Origin of the sequence: aff. Roholtiella sp. LEGE 12411 (assembly GCF_015206995.1) — a bacterium.
Taxonomy (GTDB): domain Bacteria; phylum Cyanobacteriota; class Cyanobacteriia; order Cyanobacteriales; family Nostocaceae; genus Komarekiella.
This window is the reverse complement of record NZ_JADEXR010000117.1, coordinates 1-18,618: the sequence shown is the minus strand read 5'-3', so window position 1 is coordinate 18,618 and position 18,618 is coordinate 1. Positions and strand designations below refer to the sequence as shown.

The window sequence follows — 18,618 nt, the reverse complement described above, 5'->3', positions numbered from 1 at the left end:
CATTAACAGAAGAAGGTTTAGCTGCAAGACTTGGTGTAAATGTAGAAACTATACGCGAGCAGCGAACTAATTTGCACCCACCGCTTTTTGTAGCGTGGTGTAAGGGCAAGGATAAATCGGGTATGGGTTGGGAATTTAACAAAAATACGGGGTTATATCATCCGGCAAGTTAGTATTACAAAGAAGTAGTTGGAGTGATTTTTGGAAATGATTGAAGTTATCTAAATTACTAGCTGGTTTGACCATTCAAGTCTAATTTTCTACACAACTCTTTTGAAAATACTTTTATTGTCTCTAAATTATCAGTAACTGCCTCTTCCACAAGCTTTGGATTGTAATTAGAAACTTGATTCCAGTAATTAATGGAATCATTCCAGTAATTAATCTCTTCTAAAAGCTCATAGCTGCCCATCTTTAAAGCTTTTTCTGACAATTTTTCTTGATCAATCATATTATATTCCTGAACTATTCTATTCTTGTAAGTTTCCGGTTTCGTCCCCCTTGCGGGGTCATCCACTTATTAGAGCTATCAACCCTAAAATTGATGCCGCCATTTGAGAGAGCATACAAAGTCTGTTTGACTGTATTTGGATGAGTATCAGTTTGTTCGCCTATTTCCTTATAGCTTAGATAATTGCCCTGTATACATTCTACGATAGCGATCGCTCTTTTTTCCGCCCTCCCCAGCAATGGATAAAGCCATGCTTGTTCATCTGGGTGTAAGGCGATAAATTGTTGAATTTTTGGTGCTAACTTAGTTAATCGGTTAACTGTTGCTGTATCCATGTTTCAATCCCTATACGGGGACATAATCATCTAAAATATAAGCAAATAGCCAGGTAAATGCAAGCTTAAACTGCAACTGTTGGACGCCCTGGTGCTTGAACTAATCTAGAACGCAATCGCGTATACCTCTGCTGGTCATCAGTAGAACGCACAGCCAAAGAAATCGCTTTTTTGCTACCAACAACAATCGCCAACTTCTTTGCACGAGTTAACCCAGTGTAAAACAGGTTACGGGACAGCATCATATAATGCTGCATATAAATTGGCAGAATCAACACTGGATACTCTGAGCCTTGGCTTTTATGAATAGTGATGCTCCACGCTAAGGCAATCTCGTTCAAATCAGCGTAATCATAAACCACAGTACGTTCACCGTACCGCACCATCACCTCTTGTTCCTCAGTATCAATATCAGTGATAATCCCCAAGTCACCGTTAAACACTTCGCGGTTGTAGTCATTCATTTGTTGGATAACGCGATCGCCTACTCTTAAAATAATTCCACCCCTGTTAATCTCCACTTTTTCTGCACTGGGCGGATTAATCAGCTGTTGCAACACGCCGTTAAGATTGCGAGTACCAATTACCCCGCGCGTCATGGGGCACAAAACCTGTACATCAGTCGCCGGATTAAAACCTAGCCGGGGAATCAAGTCAGTAACCAACTCGCAAATTGCTTGAACACCATGTTCCGGCTGATGTCCGCCGCCATGCCAGATGCAGTCAGAGACGGGAGAATCAGAGATGGGTTCAATTGTAGGATATTGCCCTCGGTTAATTTGGTGGGCAGCGGCGATAATTGCACTTTGCTGGGCTTGGCGAAAGACCTGGGTTAACCGCACTACTGGTACTTTACCAGAATTAATCAGGTCAGCGAGTATTTGACCGGGGCCCACGGATGGCAGCTGGTCGATATCACCCACCAACAACAATTGAGCGCCTTCTGCTACAGCTTTAACCAAAGAATATGCCAGAAACAAATCAAGCATACTAGCTTCATCAACGATAATTGCTGTATGGGGTAGAGGATTTTCGCTACCGCATTTAAAGCCCATTGTTTTGGGGTCGAATTCCAACAAGCGATGAATAGTCTTAGCCTCAAGTCCAGTCATTTCACCCAAACGTTGAGCAGCGCGTCCGGTGGGAGCAGCTAGGGCGATAGATTTACCCATTGCTTGCCACAAGCTAACGATCGTGTGGGTCGTGAAAGTTTTCCCGCAACCAGGGCCACCAGTAAGAATCATCACCCTTGAATATGCAGCCATTTCCACAGCTAGCCGTTGCTGCTCTGAAAGCTGGATTTTGCGAGTCTTGGTAAAGCGTTCGATCCAGTCACGGACACGTGGCATATCTTGTGGAACTGGTTGGCTTAACAAGTTGTGTATTAATTGAGCAAGGTTTTGTTCCGTGTGAAAATAAGTCGGTTTGTAGCACAGCGGCGTTTGGTCTTCGTCCTTCTCTCGGATTAAGTCATCCTTGAGCGCCATGTCTTTGATAATGTCAGTTATTGCATCTTCTTCAGGTGTATGCGATTCTGTAGTCAGCAGTTTGATGACTTGCTCAATTAGTTCTGGTTGTGGCAAATAGCAATGACCATCAGCAGCAGCTTCACCCAAAACATGAATTAAACCAGCGCGGTAACGAAACTCACTATCCGGTGCAACTCCCAAATTAAAGGCAATCTTATCAGCTGTGAGAAACCCAATGCCGTAGATGTCAGTAGCTAACTGATAGGGGTTGCTAGTAACAGTAGCGATCGCTTTATCTTTATATTGCTTGTAAATCTTAACTGCATAGGTGGTAGAAACGCCATGACTTTGCAAAAATACCATCACTTCTTTGATGGCTTTTTGTGTTTGCCAGGCGGTCTGAATTAATTTGATGCGTTTTTTAGCTATACCTTGAACTTCAATGAGTCGGTCAATTTGGTTTTCAATAATCTCCAGAGTTTCCAAACCAAAGTGAGTAACAATCCGCCTTGCTGTGACTGGGCCAACACCTTTGATTAGACCACTGCCTAAATATTTTTCAATTCCGGTGAGTGTGGCGGGTTTGGTTTCTCGGTAGTTGATGACTTGGAACTGTGGGCCAAACTGTGGATGATCACGCCAAAAACCAGTTAATTGTAGAGTTTGCCCTGGCTGGATATTGGCGAAACTGCCGACAATTGTTGTTAAATCAGAGGTACGAGGGCGCACCAGGCGTGCCACAGTATAACCTGATTCAGCAGAATAATAGGTTAAGCGTTCAACGACTCCGGTAATTGTTTCGTGCGGGACAGATGTATTTAATTGTTGTTGGTCAAGACTTGATAGGGTGGACATTACTTTTTCAGAACGCCGCACATATAAGAGCGGCTTCATTATAGTACAAAAATACCAACTACTGCACTTACCCCACCTTCCCCTCGTCGCTCTTATAAGTCATCGCCCTGGGTTTTCTCTTTCTGAGAGGGACTACTGATTTCTTAGGTGGTTGGGGACGACGGCATTGTTCACAGTAGAGCGGTCGAGGGCCAAAAGTCTCGCGTTGGGTTGGCTGTTGGCACTGCTGACAGACGAAGTTGAAAACGCGAGTGTGAATCTCGCGTTTGTGCGCTCTGACGGTGTATTCTCGGACTTCGATGATCTTGCTAGGCATTGGCTACTTTCATAAGTCTCTCTCTATAAATATAGTTTCTTGTTCTATGTGGTTGTGCAATAGATGTGCATCATATTGAAAATAGAGACAATTGCCTAGAAGCCGCTACGCTTGATCGAGATTGAAACATTGAGCTTGCGTTGCCTTGTTAAAAGCCTCTTCATTTGCAAACAAGGACTGAAAACGTGCTAGCGAGATGTATTTGAGAAATTCGGGAAACTACAAAAATTTAGGAGCAAAGAATTGACACTCTCAGGGCTGAAGCCACTGAGATTCTACGGACAGAGGAGAATTCGGAAGAATCCAAAGTCTAGCTCTCGCTGCGGTCGTCAAACACCGCCTACCTAGTAAGCTTAGGTCTATGCCTAAATTGCTAGCTACTTTTCGCAGAATATTTGCGCTGCCGTTCAAATCTGCATTCACAATTGAACCATTCGCCGACTGATACAGCCCTCTTTTAATCCGCTTTCCAGATGCTTTCCACCCAATAGGTTTTTCACCATATACAGGTAGGGAGTCTCCATCTAAAAAACTCGACTTGCTTGTGTAAGCTTCCTCTGTTTCAATAAACCTAATGCCGTGTAAATCACACAGTTGTTTTAATCTGTCTTTGAGTTTGCCCAAGGGCATTTGAACAAACTTCTGATTGTTCACTCTACCCATGTTGGCAGATTCTTTAAAGCCTTTGTTCCATCCAATTACTAGAGTGCCAACGCCATATTTAAGGCAGTGGTCAATAATTAATTTTGCTGCTTTGTTAATGCCGTCCCGCATTTGGTGGTTGCGCTTACGGGTTACACGGTCTAACCAGTTGTCCCAATAGGCTTCTGGTTTCCCGGACTTCCGTGTTGATACTTTCTTATTCCACAATTGATTCATCGCCTTCATTACACGAGCATCAATCAATAAGGAATTGCCTAAAGTGTCAACACAAGCAGCTAAATTATCAGCAGTTCCAAGGTCAATCGACAATGCCTGATTGATATCTAGCTCGTGTTTTTGTTTGGCTACTTCATAGGACATTTCCAGGTAAAAAGCCCCATTCTTCGGTAGAATTGTAAACTCTTTTACCTTTGAGTAGTCAATATTTGACGGCATTGGGAGAAAAAACTCAGATACCCCAAACCATCTTCTAACGGTCAATCCGAGAGAAAATCTAAGTTGCCCATCACTTAATGTTGGTCTTTGACCTCCCGAATTTGGATAGGCAACCTTGAATAACTTAGAACCCTTGAGATATCCAGGTGCTTTGGGTTTGAAATGTAGTTGACCTAATAAAAATAAATCTCTCAATTGTTTAAAAGACTTAAACGCCTCTGTAACCGACATTAGAGTTTGCTGCATTGGCGTAGAAGGCAGGGATTGGGCAAGTATTGACTTTGCAATTGATGGCTCAAAGGCTAAGTCGAATTTACCAGTTAACAGCAAATTTTTCTTAAAAAAGATTTGTCGTGCAAAGTAAATTCCAGTATTGTAGAGTTTGCCTGATTGCTCACAAAGATATTCTAGTAGTGCTTTCGTTTCAGCATTCGGAGACAATAAAACTTGTTGCACTCCCATGCTTTTATTCGGTCTTCCCATCCTCGTCCCCTAAAGTGATATTATAATCATATTATACTAATATGGTTTTCAGCGATGGCAAAGAAAAAAGGCACAGTAGTTTATCTGTCCGAAGAAGATAAAAATAACTTAGAAACCATTGCAAATCACTGGGGTATCTCGCAGTCCTCGGCAGTTCAAAGATTAATTCGTGAATACATAAATACCACTGCGACTAAAGTCGCTCGTGCCGCTTCCCTCTCAGCACTGAAGTGACTGAGTTTCCCGCATCCCGCGTGTTCCTATGAACGTTCAAGCCGAACTCACTTTAATGATTGAAGTTATCTTTTGGGCATTTATCATCCTTGTGATGTTTCAGTTTATTACTGAGCTTTTCGTAACAGACAATGCCAATAGCACAATGAATTCGATTAGCTTGCCAGATGTAATCAAAGAATTCACTCCAGTTGTAGCAGAAGTAGTAATCGCACCACAATCACAGATTTTTCAACAATTGCCCGACCCGTGGGAGTTAAAATCTGATAGTTACGATAGTACTAATTCAACTGTTGCAGTCATTCTCCCATTCCCTGCATTGAGATTATTGCCACCAGTCAAAGAAATCAAACCAAAATCAAAGTCAGCTACTCATTCTAAGAAAACTGAGCCAGTTGCAAAAAAGAAAACAACTAAAAAGACTGATGTAGTAACACCAATGGCGAAGCGCAAGCCAGGAAGAACAAGCAAAAAAACTGCTTAAATATCACCAAATAACAAATTTATGAACTTGTAATTATCTTCACTATTACAAGTTCTTGTTTATTTTGGTTACACCTCTGCATGGCTAAAGTATTATCAAGAGGGATAATCATGCTAGCAGAGTTGTCTGAATTCACCAAAGTTCAATCTTTAAAAACTGATAATACCAATTACACCGTGGGTAAAACTATCAAGTTTTGGCATTTAGATGAGCGGAATTGGCTTCAAGGAAGAATTAAGGAAATAACTCAGTGTGAAGGTTATTTTGTGAACGTAGATATTAGTTATCAAAATTATAACAAACAAAGACAAATACAAATCTATCGAGAAGATTGGCTTGCTCATAATTGAAATTCTAGCATCACAGCAAAGATACTGTGATGCTGTGGCTTTTTAACGCTGCGCGAGATTTGTTTGAAAACTAGAAAACTTTGGATAAATCTGATGAACTGGAAGAAATTAGCTGTCAATTCTGCCATTACTGCTTTTGCATTTTCTAGCGCTTTAAGTGGGGGAGTAATGCTTTCAGACCTGGGGGGAAAACGTTTAGATAACGAAACTTTTATAACCGCTCAAAAACACAGTGATATAGCTTTTGGACTGAGCTTGACAGCCACAGGAATGGCGCTGTTCACTTACAGTCGAATTAAGGCAGCAGAATTTAGAGAAAAATAGTTCAGAAGTGTCACAATAATTCGTAATTGATAATGACGCTCTCTTCGAGTCTTCTCCCAAGGGGAGACGCCAAGGGCGAACGAGCGTCATTACGAATTAGTAATTATTTGGTCAAGAACCAGACAATTGATGCAGATCGCTAACTACAATTCTATGCCACCAGACCTAACAGGGGATAATAGTTGATCAACTTTGGCATTAGCTTGTTCAAAAGTTTGAATTATATCTGGAGATACTTTATTGGTTTTGATTTTACCTGATTGGATACCTAAAACTACATCTCCATTTTTTTGAGAGATGATTAGATCTTTGCGCTCAGGGTTTAAAAATATATCATAAATTTTTCCTTTGACCTGAAATGAACCGTCTGATGTTGATTCCCCTAGAATGGGACTAATTCGCCCTGCTATTTGGGTCAATCGGCTAAGAATTCGGTATTGTTCAGTGTCCTGGTTCATTGCAAAGAGTGCTTTTGAAGATAATTGCTGAGTTGATTTAAATCGCTCGGCTACTTCCACAATTCGTTTTTTGTACTCCGATGGCTTACCCAATTTGTCAGCAGCAGCATACCAATCCCTTAAATCATCAATTACCGGGCGGTTTGCCACACCATCCGGTTCGGTTTTCACTTCCTTGGAAGGAATGGTTGGAACTTGAGAATTTATTGTTTTTAAGGAAGGAGGCGTAGGTTCGGGTGTAGATTGTCGTGTGGTTTGAGGTGTGGTTTGAGTGCTTTGTCGATGGGGGTTCAGCGCTAGTTGCTCTGGAGTTTTAAGAAATTGCGGTCGTGTGGCAAGAGAGCTAAGTTTTTGTTGATACTTCTGAGTCGATTCAATAACTGCCCCAAATTTCTTAGTCATTTTCTCCAAAGTTTGGGGAGGGATGGAACTGCTGACCAAGTTGAACACCGCTAATCCTTTTTGGGTTTCCTCAATCACATTTTCGGGTGGAACTTGAGAGAATTTAACATTTTGAAAAGTTAGCCATTTAGTCACAGCTTCAACTTTGTGATTGTCAACTGCCAAGCCCATAAGTCCTTGTGCAAGGTGTTCAGGTGTGGCAATAAGTATAGTTGGACGCTCCTTGATTTTTTGAAGTATCGGCGCACTGCTATCAATCATGAACTTTTGAAGAGGGTCAATTTCCGATTGACCAAAAGCTTGAAACTCCTTAGTCCAGTTTTGAGGATATTCAACGGTGGAGGGGTCGATTTGGGCGCAAATAACAGAAAAATTACTTTGAAGAATAGCGGGTGCTGGTGTAAGTTCACCGTTTTTAAGTAGTCCCATCTGCCGAAGTGCGTCTTTGTCCTTTTTGAAGTGCAGGACACCAAGTGGCTCACCATTCAAAAACACAGCATCTCTGGTTTTGCTAGGCGGCATTTCAAGCGTTACTTTTCGGTAATCTAGATCTGAGAATATCTCACCGGGAAAATCATAGAAGTTAATTTTGTTAATGTTGAGTAAATTCCCATTGGGAGATTCGCCCAGTAAAAAGGCTTGATCTCCAGTTTCCGAAATAGACGTAAGTTTCAACTTTAGAGGATTACCATTTTTGAGGTAATTAAAGCTTTTTAATTGTTCGACAGAATCGTTATCTAACTCACCTAAAGTTTTGCCATCAAGTTTGATTTTGACGGTTTTGTCAGGAACCGCCACAGTCCCAAACTCTAAATCTATGGGTTCTGAGTTAAAAACTTGTTCAGCATAAGAAAAGTTCTTGAGTTCGCGGATGGTAATCTCAATCGGTTCCTTCCCAGGCAAGCCAATAATGGCCTTAGCGGTAGCGGGTTCTATACCAACCATCGTAGCTTGTGCCTTCGTGCCAATAGGTAGCATCCCCGTTCTGGTTTCGAGCATGGCGAATTCCTTATATTCACCGTCAGCATCTTGGACAAACATGAGTTTGGAAACATGGCGTTCATGTCCAACTGGGTGGTGAGAGGCTCTGATTTCTACGGGGTGTTTTTCATCTGGGTTCCATTGTTTACCTAGAAACTGATTCGCCTCATTCTTCAGAGTGACTAATTTCAGTTCGGTGAATTGAAGCTCGTCTAGGCGGGACACAATTTCGCCCTGGAAAGCGGCGAACGCAAAATTAGAGACTTTTTTGGCGATCGCTCCTAGGTCTGTGTTTTCTTTTCGTGCAACTTCGAGTTCATCTTGCCGGGATGCACAAATGTTCCAGGCGGCAGCGGCAGCAGCAAGTTTATCTGACTCCGGGATAGAAGTAGAAAATGCTTCAGCTGATTGGTAAGCTTTTTGAAACATCAACTTGGTTTGTCCCCGACTGAGTTCTGGTTTGAGTTCTATTAGAGTGGCTCCGGTAGTTGACATTCCAGGCTGAACCCCGTGATCACTTGCAGATTGTTGGCTGACAGTCCCCAGCTTATGGTATGCAGGTTTTCCATCCTCTCCAATTTCACCATCAATCTGTGCGACTGCTAGTAGTTTATGAGGATTTGCGCTACTTCGCCATTTCTCTGGAATCTCATCTAGGCGGATGTTGAGTGTTTTAGCTTGCCAAATACCCGGATGCCCGTAGCGGGTCAGATTGGTAATTTCCAGCTTCGCCCCTTGTGGGGTTTCGACGATCGCACAAGGGCCTTTCTCCGTCTCTCGTCGTCGCTCTAAACGTACAGCTTCATTAAATTTTGTATCAAATTCATGTTTGGCAGCGATCGCACTAAATTTTTGCTGTGGTGTAAACTCGACTCCCCGAAATAAATCTTGGAATTGGACTATGGGGCGGGATTCCAGTTGTGATTGCTGAAAATATTTATTAGTTTGGTTGATTAATAATTCTACAGGAGAATAGCCTGTGGGCGTAACTCCAGAATTTAAATAGGCTGTTCTTAATTTCTTGTCTTTAATATAGTTGACATCTCTATGGAGATAGCGTTTGTTCTCCTTGATTAAGTCCATCTCTGGAGTCTTGGCGCTTTTGAAGAGGTCAACTGCTATTTGATTTTGATAACAGCCTTCTTCAATCATGAGGCGATACATATTGCGGTTGATATCCATTGCCTGATGAATGATTTCTGGAGTTTTATTTGGTGTTTGAACCAGAGCAACAAACTCCTTCATTAATGGTTTATATTCTTCTCTGATTAATTTGGGGCGCTCAGAATTTTCTTGCTCAAAGAGCGTTTGGTAATGAGTTGATACTTGGCCTAAATAATTGGATTTTTGCGACTCAGTTCCGTAAGTCTTAAGTATCTCGATTTCCGATTCCAGGGCTTCCAGTGCTGTAACGTGATTATTAATCACTCCCACGCTGATGCTGTCGCTCATGTGAATTGCGATTTGTTCAAAGGGGGGTTGGGTTCCATCTGCACTGTAGAATGACTGTTTTTTCAGCTTAACTGTAGGGGCATAGGCGTTTTCGGGTTGATTTCTGTACTCAGCTTCGGCTGTGAAGTTGGGATACTTGTTTGCAAGTGCAACCCCAATGCAGTCGCCATCGAAATCTCGTGCTTGTCGTTCGGATTCGGTTTCGGCGGGTGCTACTTCATTTGGTTCAAGTCTTGCAAGCAAGCGTTTGTGATCTTCATCGTTGACTACAATTATGCCTTCTAAATCTGTCCCGTCTGGAGCTAGACGGTCTTCAACATATTTATTTTCAGAAACACATAGACCATTAGAATTGAGAAAGGGAGAGCGAAAGTTAAGAACTTTTTCTCCTTCATCCATCCAAGTCACACAAATTTCCCCATTCTTGAGTTCTTTTGAGGGTATAATCATTCCTCGATCAAAAGTTAGCATTTTGCCAATAGCGATATCACGCCATTCAGCTTGTACAAATCGGCTTAATTCTTGTTTCACTTTCTCAGTTTCCAGAACTTGCTGATGACCAAGTAAGTCAGCTTTAATAAGCTTGTACATTAGGAGGTCATCTTTTTGAGAGTCCTCACTTAAATGATCTGTGTTTAAATCCTCGTCTACCTGAAAGTCGGTAACAGAAGTTTCTACTGGGGTTTCTGAGATTTTTTGAGTAGGAACTCCTTGCTCCGTATCAGCTTTCTTTTGCTCATCTAATTCCTTGCGCTTTTCGTATTGATCACAGTATGATTGCGCTACTTTGCGAGGGTCATCTTGAATAGAAGCAAGTTTTTGAGCTTGGTTTTCTAATTCTTCAGCAAAGTCTTTAATGCCTTGAGGGAAAGATGCTAGGAGTTGAGAAATAGCTGTCTGACCTCGCTGAGATTGCGACTTTTCAGCTAGCCAGATAGTTTGTTTGTATAGCCCTGGCTTAATTTGAGGTTTAGTTGGGCCATCAGGATTATCTTTGTCTGTCCCTTTGAAGCTACTGATGGGAATGATCAGGTCTATTTTGAGCTTTTCATTGGAGTCTGCATATCTTATTTCATCTAACTTAAGGGGTCGTAATGTTCCTTTGCCAAAGCGATATTTTGTATCTTCGCCATCACTTTCTTTCCATCCAAAGCGGTGTTGAATCACGCGATAACTTTTGTCTTGTTGTTTTTCTCGGTTAGTTAGTTTGTCGTAGAGTTCAGTCGAAATCTGTCCATAGCAGTCACCTACCAACTTCCATACATCTTTCTTGTTGAGTAATCCGCCATTTTCACCTGTGTTATCATCTACTATCAAAATATTTAGCTGTTCGTTAATTGCATTCTTACAATCGCCGAGAAAAATTGAACCGTAAGCGCCACGGTCTTTCCGGTCTGGGCAGAGTTTTTCAACTACTTCCAAGCATTCAGGTGGGCCATAGAGTAACCGTGTTTTGGAAGATAGTAACAGAGTATGTCCCTCTGGATGGTTTTTTAGGTCTGACGGTGTGCTGTGTTCATCTATATGTCCGAAGGAAAATTCTTTGTTTGGGAAGTAAGATTCTAGTAATGTGTTATCTAATTTTTCAGTTAAAATTGAATGGGGATTTTTAGTATTATTGTCTGTATGAATCCACTGATTTAGTCTAGTATCAAAGTGTTTAAATTCGAGGGTCATAATTTTATTTTGATAAAATCAACTGATGGATTGGAGGTAGTATATGTCGAGAAGTAAGCGTTGGCTTAATATGCATAAAAAAGAATTTAATCCAGACGGAACATTAAAAAATGAAGCAAGAGTTGAAATGTTATCTATGGGAATGAACAATGAAACAATTGATGACTACGCCCTCAGATTAAAAGCAAATTATGATCATCTGAAACACCTAGACGAAACTGATCCAGAACCTTGGCCAATTTACACCGCCTATGATTTCTTTACAGCCGAAGAAAAACAGCAGTTCAATCCCGATGGATCTCTGAAACCCGAATATGTCGAAGCCGCCGTTAAAAAAGGCACTAGTGAAAGATGGCTGGAGGAAATGGAGCGTCGCAAAAAAATTGATGTTGACAACTACAATAAAGTATCTGCCAAGAAAGCAGAGCAGGGTATCAATTTCGGTGAACAAGAAATGAATGTGAGGGTTTTTGCCAGCAGAACTTATGTGCAGCGTCTTCATCAGATGGAAGTTGACCTGCGGAACTTTGAGGATGCTGACAGTTTGCCTTTTGATAAAAATACCTCCTATTAAAATAGGTGAGGTTAAGCATTAACCCTGTTTCTGTGCATCAAATAATGTGATTTTAACTGATCGCATGGAGAAAAGCGATCGCTGGTATCCACTCTCAAGTGTTACAGGAAGTACCTAAAAAAGTTGAGATAGCTTTAATGAAGAGTCTTTGAGAAGCCTACACCGACTTGTGCTCAGGCGGTGTAGGTACGTCACCTGAGCGATTGCTATTGCGATGTCCCTGCTTCTTTAGCATACTGCCAAGAAATAAATGCCCAGCGATCAAACAAGCGATCCTCAACACCCACGAATAATTTCAACACACGGCTGGGCATTTATTTTTATGGATCACTCTTACCGGAAACGTCTTTTTCAAGCAGTCCATCATTTTTCAGTTGAGCAATCACAGCATTATTAGTATAAAACGTAACTGGCTGACCCGTTTACAGTCTAGCTTGCCTCGTGTGGATCAAACGCTTGTAGAGCAAAGGCTAGACCCGTTTACAGTTTGAGTGGCGTATACGGTGAACAAGACCCGAATTAGTGCTGTCACGAGATCACTAAAAGACGTTCGGCTCATTTGGCGTTACTTCGATAAACAGGGTTCACCCCAAGAGCAAGAGCAGCAGCAGCGCATTGTCCCCTAAAAATCAGGCAGCTTTCAATCAAGTTGATTAATCGAGGGGACAACATGCATATCGTAAGAAGGCTGCCTGATTTTTTTCGTGGAAGACCCCCGTCACTTCAACTATTTAGAAATATTTGTCATAGAATAATGCCAAGTTAATACTTTACATAAATGGTTCAGGAGATGAAACAATCGGTAGATAATAACCATGCTGTCTAGCAGACGGCAATAACAAGAAGCATATTTGCATCCCATTACTATGATTGTCGCTTTTACCAATCAAAAAGGAGGCGTGGGCAAATCAACAGCTGCTGTTCACATGACGTATTGGCTTAGTCAACGCCAAAAAACACTGATGGTTGATGCCGACGCTCAACAAAGTAGTTCAGTTTGGGCTAAATCTCTGGGGCTGAATTATCAAGTAATTCAAGACCCAGAAGATTTGTTTGAAAAGATTCCCCAGATGGCAACTGAATATTCAGCCTTAGTCATTGATGGTCCTGGTTCACTTTCTGAGGTAACGAAAGCAATACTCGCTCGTTGTGACCTGGCTTTAGTTCCTTGTCAACCTTCTGGTTTAGATTTACACAGTAGTCAGAAAATCCTGCGTTTCATTAAACATGCAACTGAGTTACGCTCCGGTTTTCCTAAAGCCGCCTTGTTTTTAAGCCGGGCCACTAAAGGAACAGTACTGGAGCGAGAAGCAAGAGAGGTGCTTAGAGCGACAGGAACAAGAGTGATGAAAGCTGCTGTTTACCAAAGACAATGTATTGCTGATGCTCCAGGTCAAGGGTATACAGTGTTTCAAATGTCAGGAAAAGCAGCCTCGGAAGCCGCAGCAGATTATGAAACTATGTTTATCGAAGCTTTGGAGGTGCTAAATGCCCACTAAGCGGCGAAACCTCAAAGACTTTGTATTTGAAAGTTCTGAGACAGTGAGTGAATCACAGCAGTCAGTATCGATAATGGCACTATCTGCTATTTGTCTTCCTTCTAAACAACCACGGCGCTATTTTGATCCGGTAAAGATGGAGCAACTGATTCAATCAGTGAAAGAGTATGGCATTTTAGAAAATCTGCTAATCCGTCCTATGCCAAATCAAGACGGACGGTATGAATTGGTAGCTGGAGAAAGACGTTATCGAGCGGCCCAAGCATCTGGATTGTTGGAAGTTCCCGTTACTATCCGGGAATTAACTGACTCGGAAGCTGTTTCTATTGCTTTAGTAGAAAATCTTCAGCGAGAAGACTTGAATCCAGTTGAAGAAACAGAAGCAGTTTTGCAGTTGTTAGCGTTACGTTTACAATGCACTCAATCCGAGGTTGTTTCTCTACTTTACCGAATGCAAAATGATTTATCTCGCCTGACTGATAACGTTATCAGTCAGCCCGCGGCTGAGTCTATTAAGACAGTGTTTACTGAATTAGGACTGATGGGATGGGAGTCTTTTGTTAGCAACCGTCTTCCTGTATTGAAGCTCCCCGAAGATATTTTAGATGCACTTCGTTCTGGAAAAATTGAGTACACCAAGTCACGAGCTATTGCACGAGTTAAAAACGAACAGCTTCGTAAAACTTTGCTTGCAGAAGCAATCGCATCTGGACTGTCTTTAAATCACATTAAAGAATTAGTTAGCAACCTTAACAGTGCGAAACCTATACAGAAGGAGTCTGAATCAGCTCCCGTCAAACAACGCATTACGTCTATATTAAGCCAAGTTCAAAAAACTAAGGTCTGGTCAAATCCCAAAAAACAAAAACAGTTAGAAAAGTTATTGTCTCAAATAGAGAATTTGCTAGAAAGTGATTAAAGACATTCTTCAGTACAGCAATTGTTGTCATTGTAATGTTTAGCAACAGGTCTTAACTAAAGTTAGGGAAAACAATTAACTAAAGTTAGGGCAAAGATTGGCTTTGAGTGAGTGGTTTTTCATGACAAGAGAGCGAATAATAAATGTAGTTCCAATACCATTCGACTCCGATACTTCTCGGGTTTTGGGTTAAAGGGGAAAGGGGAAAGGGAAAAGGTTTGAATTTACCTTTTAACCCTTAACCTTTTCCCAGACCATAAGAGAGATTTTTAGGCTCAACCGAAAAGTATTGCATTCGACTTCAGGTATTGGATGCAACCAATAAAGATGGTATTTGAAGATATGCAAACATATTCGGATGCAGCGTCAATGCCTATAAAGAGGCGAAGAATTGCAGCAGAACGTAGCACGGTTGCACTGATGGGTGTAGCTGGAGCATTAATGATTGCAGAAATGTCGCTCCACAACATGATGATGGGGGGACTAATTATAATGACGGCGGTAGCTGTAACATACCAGAAAGAGTTCGCTCTTCTACTAGCTGGAATCGACAACAAGCAGCGAAAATATGGCGTCAACTTGTATGCAATATTATATTGCTTGCTAGCATTTGTATTTGTATTGGATTTTGCTAGTGCGCCAGCTTCGGCACAGTTTTTTAACAATGCTCAAACCTGGCTAATAGATAATTTTCCCAATGCCACGGGGAACCCGCAGACTCAACAAACAATTGAGACGGTATTCAACATTATCCGTGCATTGTTTCTGCTGTACATAGCGATATCAATAGTGAATATCATTCAGGCTGTAAGGCGAGATGAAGATTGGGCAACTCCAGCGAGAACGCCATTTATTATGGTCGTGGCAGTATTTGCTGCGGACGTCTTGACGGGATTGGTCGCAGGAGGAGGAGGAGGAGGAGGTGGACCTGCTCCTCCCATAGTTTAATAGTACAGGAATTGAAAAAGAGGCTCTTGTGCAGTCTTGCAGGGGGAATATTTTAATTATTCTCCCTGCATAAAGTCCAATAAATATGTCTGAGAAAAGATTTAGAGTAGTGAATCGAACGTTAGGAGTACAACCAAAAATTGGCCCGTTTTCAATAGAGCAGATATTTCCTTGGTCTTGCATAGCAATGGCAAATATATTCTTGTTCTACTACCTAATAAAAACAGGATGGCTAGCGACAGGATTCATAACGTTTTGGGGATGGGGGACATGGTGGATTTTATCCAGCAATAAGGATTTTTTTGGCAAGTTTATTGGAACACCAAGGATTAGTAGAGGCTATATGCGGTTTGTGTCATTAACAGAGTCACCGAAAAAATATATAGGAGATAGAAGGAAAAAAGTTTAAGGCATTTAAACCAATTCGCAATTCGCAATTCGCGGCGGACGCTCCTTCGTCGCTAACGCTGCGTTCGCGGAGCGTCTCGTAGAGAAGATCGCAATTACGTTTTGTGACGGGGATTTAGCTTAGGCATCAAAACTTACCTGTTATAGAACCGGGGGACTTAAACCCGCGGAACTTGTTAATGATGAAGCAGTAAAAAGATACAAAAGAATTATGTCCAAAACCAGCTTTAACAAAATAGGAAAGAAGTCAATAACGTTAACGCCGTTTGAAGACATAATTCATTTGGCAGGAATATGTGAAATAGATTTAGGGAATCGCCGGGGTATAGGAGCCTTAATCTTAAAAAAGAATTCAGATATTCAAGTTAAGTTTTGCTTTGACTGTATTGGGATTCACCCGCATTTAGAAGCGGAACAAATTCTGCCGATATTTGACAGTATAGAATCCGGACTTAAGGAAATACCAGAGCAGGAATCTTTAACGATTCATTTAGGGTCTTTTACTGATGATGCCATAAGACAAAAAGAGCTAAAAACTTTAGAGAGTGGCTGCAATTTAGAGCAAATAAAACTCTTGCTGCGGAGTGAGAGAGTTCGAGCGAGGGAATTAACTGTGTCAGGGGAACGCAAGAATAAATTTCTGCGTTTGTGGTGTACATATACAGTGTTTTCCGGCGAAGAGAAAACCCAGGATATCGTAGAGACTGGATTAAAAAAACTACAGAGCATTTGGTATAAATTTACAGGGGAGATTCATGCAATTGAGCAAAATCGAATAGAGAGCATTTTACGGAATTCGTTTGTCGAGGGCTTTGGCAGTTGGGAGCAAGTTGTCAGTAATAAAATGGGATTATCAGTCAAAGCGCTTTCTGCTGTTGAGATCTGGTCGGTGTTATGGTTGCAGTTTAATACATCACTAGTCACCCAACTACCAAACCCATTAAAGCTTGACTCTTCAGGGCTAACAGAAAAACAGACAAGTGATTTTCACATTCGGCATCATGTTTTAGGATGTGAAAAATCAATTCCATTATTTGATAGAAAATGGGTAAAAGTCCAAGATAAATATATTGGTGTACTCAATTTCAGCCAAAAACCGGGAGGATGGATTGATGAGTATGCTCAACTGCGGTATCTCTGGTCAGTGATAGCGCGAGGTAAAGTTTCAGATACCGAAATATTTTGTCAAATCACTAAAGCCAATCAAATCTTTGCCAGGACAAACTTACAGAGATTAACAAAACAATCAATTACTACTACGACAGCTTCTAGTGGAGCAGGGAATATAGACGTGAAAGCCGGATTGAATATAGAGGAGGCAGTAGAAGCACAAAAGACAATTTATAAAGGCGCTAGCGTGGTGAATACGGCATTAGTATTTTTAGTACACCGAGATAACACTCGTTCATTAGATGAAGCGATTAAATATCTAGGGTCATGTTTTCAAAGTCCGGCAGCAGTTGACCGAGAAACAGAAATTGCGTGGAAAATTTGGTTGCAGTGCTGTCCATTTTTCTGGGAAGGATTACTAACTAAACCATTCAACCGCCGACTGCCTTATTTTAGTTCCGAAGCCCCAGGGTTGATGCCTTTGATTCGCACAGCAACAGGTGATAGCACAGGCTTTGAATTGATTGCAGAAGAAGGGGGAACACCAATACATTTGGATTTGTATAACCAGCACAAACACATTGCGATCTTTGGGGCGACTCGTTCGGGAAAATCAGTGTTAGTGGCAGGAATTTTAACTCCGGCTTTAGCACAAGGGATACCTGTTGTAGCGCTGGATTATCCCAAACCAGATGGGACATCAACATTTACTGACTACACAAATTTATTGGGTGAAGATGGTGCATACTTCGATATTTCCAAAGAATCAAACAATTTATTTGAATTGCCAGATCTCCGTAATTTAGATGCGGACACAATTAAAGAAAGGATGAATGATTTCAAAGAGTTTTTGAAATCAGTATTGATGGCCATGATTGTTGGTGCTAATGCTCTGGGAGTCAGTGCCAGTATGCTGTCTAATATTGAATCCCTTGTGACTTTAGCCCTAGAATCTTTCTTTGCAGATGATGAAATTAAACTCAGATACAAAGCTGCTTTGAATTCTCATGTAGGAACTAGTGAGTGGTTAGATACGCCGACGCTGAATGATTTTTGTAAGTATTGTTCACCAGGCTATATCAAGCTAGATTCAATTGCTAATAATAGCAATGACGTATTGCAAGCTCTCGACCAAATCAGGCTGCGCTTGAATTTCTGGTTGAACACTAGAGTCGGACAATCAATATCAAAGCCATCAAGTTTTCGGACAGACGCTAAATTATTAGTATTTGCGCTCAGAAATCTATCGAGTGAATCAGACGCGGCAATTCTAGCGCTATCGGCTTATGCAGCAGGACTTAGAAGGGCGCTCAGTTCAAAAGCTTCCATTTTCTTCTTAGATGAAGCACCAATTCTGTTTGCATTTGAATCGATAGCAGAACTAATTGGGAGACTATGTGCTAACGGTGCTAAAGCAGGAATTCGGGTAATTTTATCAGCACAAGAACCAGAAAGTATTTATCAATCAAAAGCTGCTTCTAAAATCTTCGCTAACATTACTACACGATTAGTAGGGAGAATTCAATCAAGTGCAATCGACCCGTTTGTAGCGAGATTTAAATATGCGTATGAAATCATCTCTCGCAATAGTACAGAATCATTTTATCCCCGAAAATCGGGAGTATATTCTAACTGGCTTTTAGACGATAATGGCAAGTTAACATGGGAGCATCTCACTTTTTGAAGTGGCTCAAACTGACAATAATCCATTGAGGTAAGCAGAGCGATGAGCCAGGACTTGAGGAACATTTTCTCGTTTCCATTGTGCCCCAGAAATCTTTGTTCGACGGT

Annotated in this window: 16 protein-coding genes; 10 read left to right on the top strand and 6 right to left on the bottom strand. The window is 41.4% G+C overall.

Annotated elements, in window-relative coordinates:
• Positions 1-229: 229 nt before the first annotated feature.
• The 5 genes from IQ246_RS21470 to IQ246_RS21450 form a co-directional block, all read right to left on the bottom strand.
• A complete protein-coding gene (locus IQ246_RS21470) occupies positions 230-451 on the bottom strand; it encodes a hypothetical protein (RefSeq protein WP_194005363.1) in 222 nt (73 codons plus the stop codon).
• Between the two features lie 14 nt (positions 452-465).
• Positions 466-786 carry a hypothetical protein gene (locus IQ246_RS21465; protein WP_194005362.1) on the bottom strand — a complete coding sequence of 107 codons (321 nt, stop codon included), beginning with the start codon at positions 784-786 and terminating at the stop codon, positions 466-468.
• 65 nt (positions 787-851) lie between these two features.
• Entirely contained in the window at positions 852-3,110 is a 2,259-nt protein-coding gene (locus IQ246_RS21460; RefSeq protein ID WP_194005366.1) for an ATP-dependent RecD-like DNA helicase, read from the bottom strand.
• 67 nt (positions 3,111-3,177) lie between these two features.
• Positions 3,178-3,426 (bottom strand): hypothetical protein, encoded by a 249-nt coding sequence (locus IQ246_RS21455; protein ID WP_194005361.1) that lies wholly within the window; start codon positions 3,424-3,426, stop codon positions 3,178-3,180.
• Positions 3,427-3,678: 252 nt separating this feature from the next.
• Positions 3,679-4,986 carry an RNA-guided endonuclease TnpB family protein gene (locus tag IQ246_RS21450; protein ID WP_194005365.1) on the bottom strand — a complete coding sequence of 436 codons (1,308 nt, stop codon included), beginning with the start codon at positions 4,984-4,986 and terminating at the stop codon, positions 3,679-3,681.
• Between the two features lie 75 nt (positions 4,987-5,061).
• On the opposite strand from IQ246_RS21450, the gene IQ246_RS21445 reads away from it, so the two are divergent.
• The 4 genes from IQ246_RS21445 to IQ246_RS21430 all read left to right on the top strand — a co-directional run bounded on the left by IQ246_RS21445 (position 5,062) and on the right by IQ246_RS21430 (position 6,399).
• Complete coding sequence (locus IQ246_RS21445; protein WP_194005360.1) at positions 5,062-5,241, top strand: hypothetical protein; 180 nt, start codon at positions 5,062-5,064, stop codon at positions 5,239-5,241.
• A gap of 28 nt (positions 5,242-5,269) precedes the next feature.
• The gene (locus tag IQ246_RS21440) at positions 5,270-5,725 is read left to right on the top strand and encodes a hypothetical protein (protein ID WP_194005359.1); all 456 of its coding nucleotides are present in this window, start codon (positions 5,270-5,272) and stop codon (positions 5,723-5,725) included.
• A gap of 110 nt (positions 5,726-5,835) precedes the next feature.
• Complete coding sequence (locus tag IQ246_RS21435) at positions 5,836-6,075, top strand: hypothetical protein (RefSeq protein WP_194005358.1); 240 nt, start codon at positions 5,836-5,838, stop codon at positions 6,073-6,075.
• Positions 6,076-6,168: 93 nt separating this feature from the next.
• Complete coding sequence (locus IQ246_RS21430) at positions 6,169-6,399, top strand: hypothetical protein (RefSeq protein ID WP_194005357.1); 231 nt, start codon at positions 6,169-6,171, stop codon at positions 6,397-6,399.
• A 143-nt stretch (positions 6,400-6,542) separates the two neighbouring features.
• Here IQ246_RS21430 and IQ246_RS21425 read toward each other — a convergent pair whose 3' ends face one another.
• Complete coding sequence (locus tag IQ246_RS21425) at positions 6,543-11,369, bottom strand: hypothetical protein (protein ID WP_194005356.1); 4,827 nt, start codon at positions 11,367-11,369, stop codon at positions 6,543-6,545.
• A 43-nt stretch (positions 11,370-11,412) separates the two neighbouring features.
• Here IQ246_RS21425 and IQ246_RS21420 point away from each other — a divergent pair, with 43 nt between their 5' ends.
• The 6 genes from IQ246_RS21420 (at position 11,413) to IQ246_RS21400 (ending at position 18,511) form a co-directional block, all read left to right on the top strand.
• Positions 11,413-11,943, top strand: coding sequence for a hypothetical protein (locus IQ246_RS21420; protein WP_194005355.1), 531 nt, complete (start codon positions 11,413-11,415; stop codon positions 11,941-11,943).
• A gap of 503 nt (positions 11,944-12,446) precedes the next feature.
• Complete coding sequence (locus tag IQ246_RS30985) at positions 12,447-12,569, top strand: hypothetical protein (RefSeq protein WP_255515610.1); 123 nt, start codon at positions 12,447-12,449, stop codon at positions 12,567-12,569.
• Between the two features lie 225 nt (positions 12,570-12,794).
• Positions 12,795-13,442, top strand: coding sequence for an AAA family ATPase (locus IQ246_RS21415; RefSeq protein WP_244142112.1), 648 nt, complete (start codon positions 12,795-12,797; stop codon positions 13,440-13,442).
• Positions 13,432-14,361, top strand: coding sequence for a ParB/RepB/Spo0J family partition protein (locus tag IQ246_RS21410; RefSeq protein ID WP_194005354.1), 930 nt, complete (start codon positions 13,432-13,434; stop codon positions 14,359-14,361). Before IQ246_RS21415 ends, IQ246_RS21410 begins: the two co-directional genes overlap by 11 nt.
• Before the next feature lie 342 nt (positions 14,362-14,703).
• Positions 14,704-15,309, top strand: a complete 606-nt coding sequence (locus IQ246_RS21405; RefSeq protein WP_194005353.1) for a hypothetical protein — start codon at positions 14,704-14,706, stop codon at positions 15,307-15,309.
• A gap of 619 nt (positions 15,310-15,928) precedes the next feature.
• A complete protein-coding gene (locus IQ246_RS21400) occupies positions 15,929-18,511 on the top strand; it encodes a helicase HerA domain-containing protein (protein ID WP_194005352.1) in 2,583 nt (860 codons plus the stop codon).
• Positions 18,512-18,618: the final 107 nt, after the last annotated feature.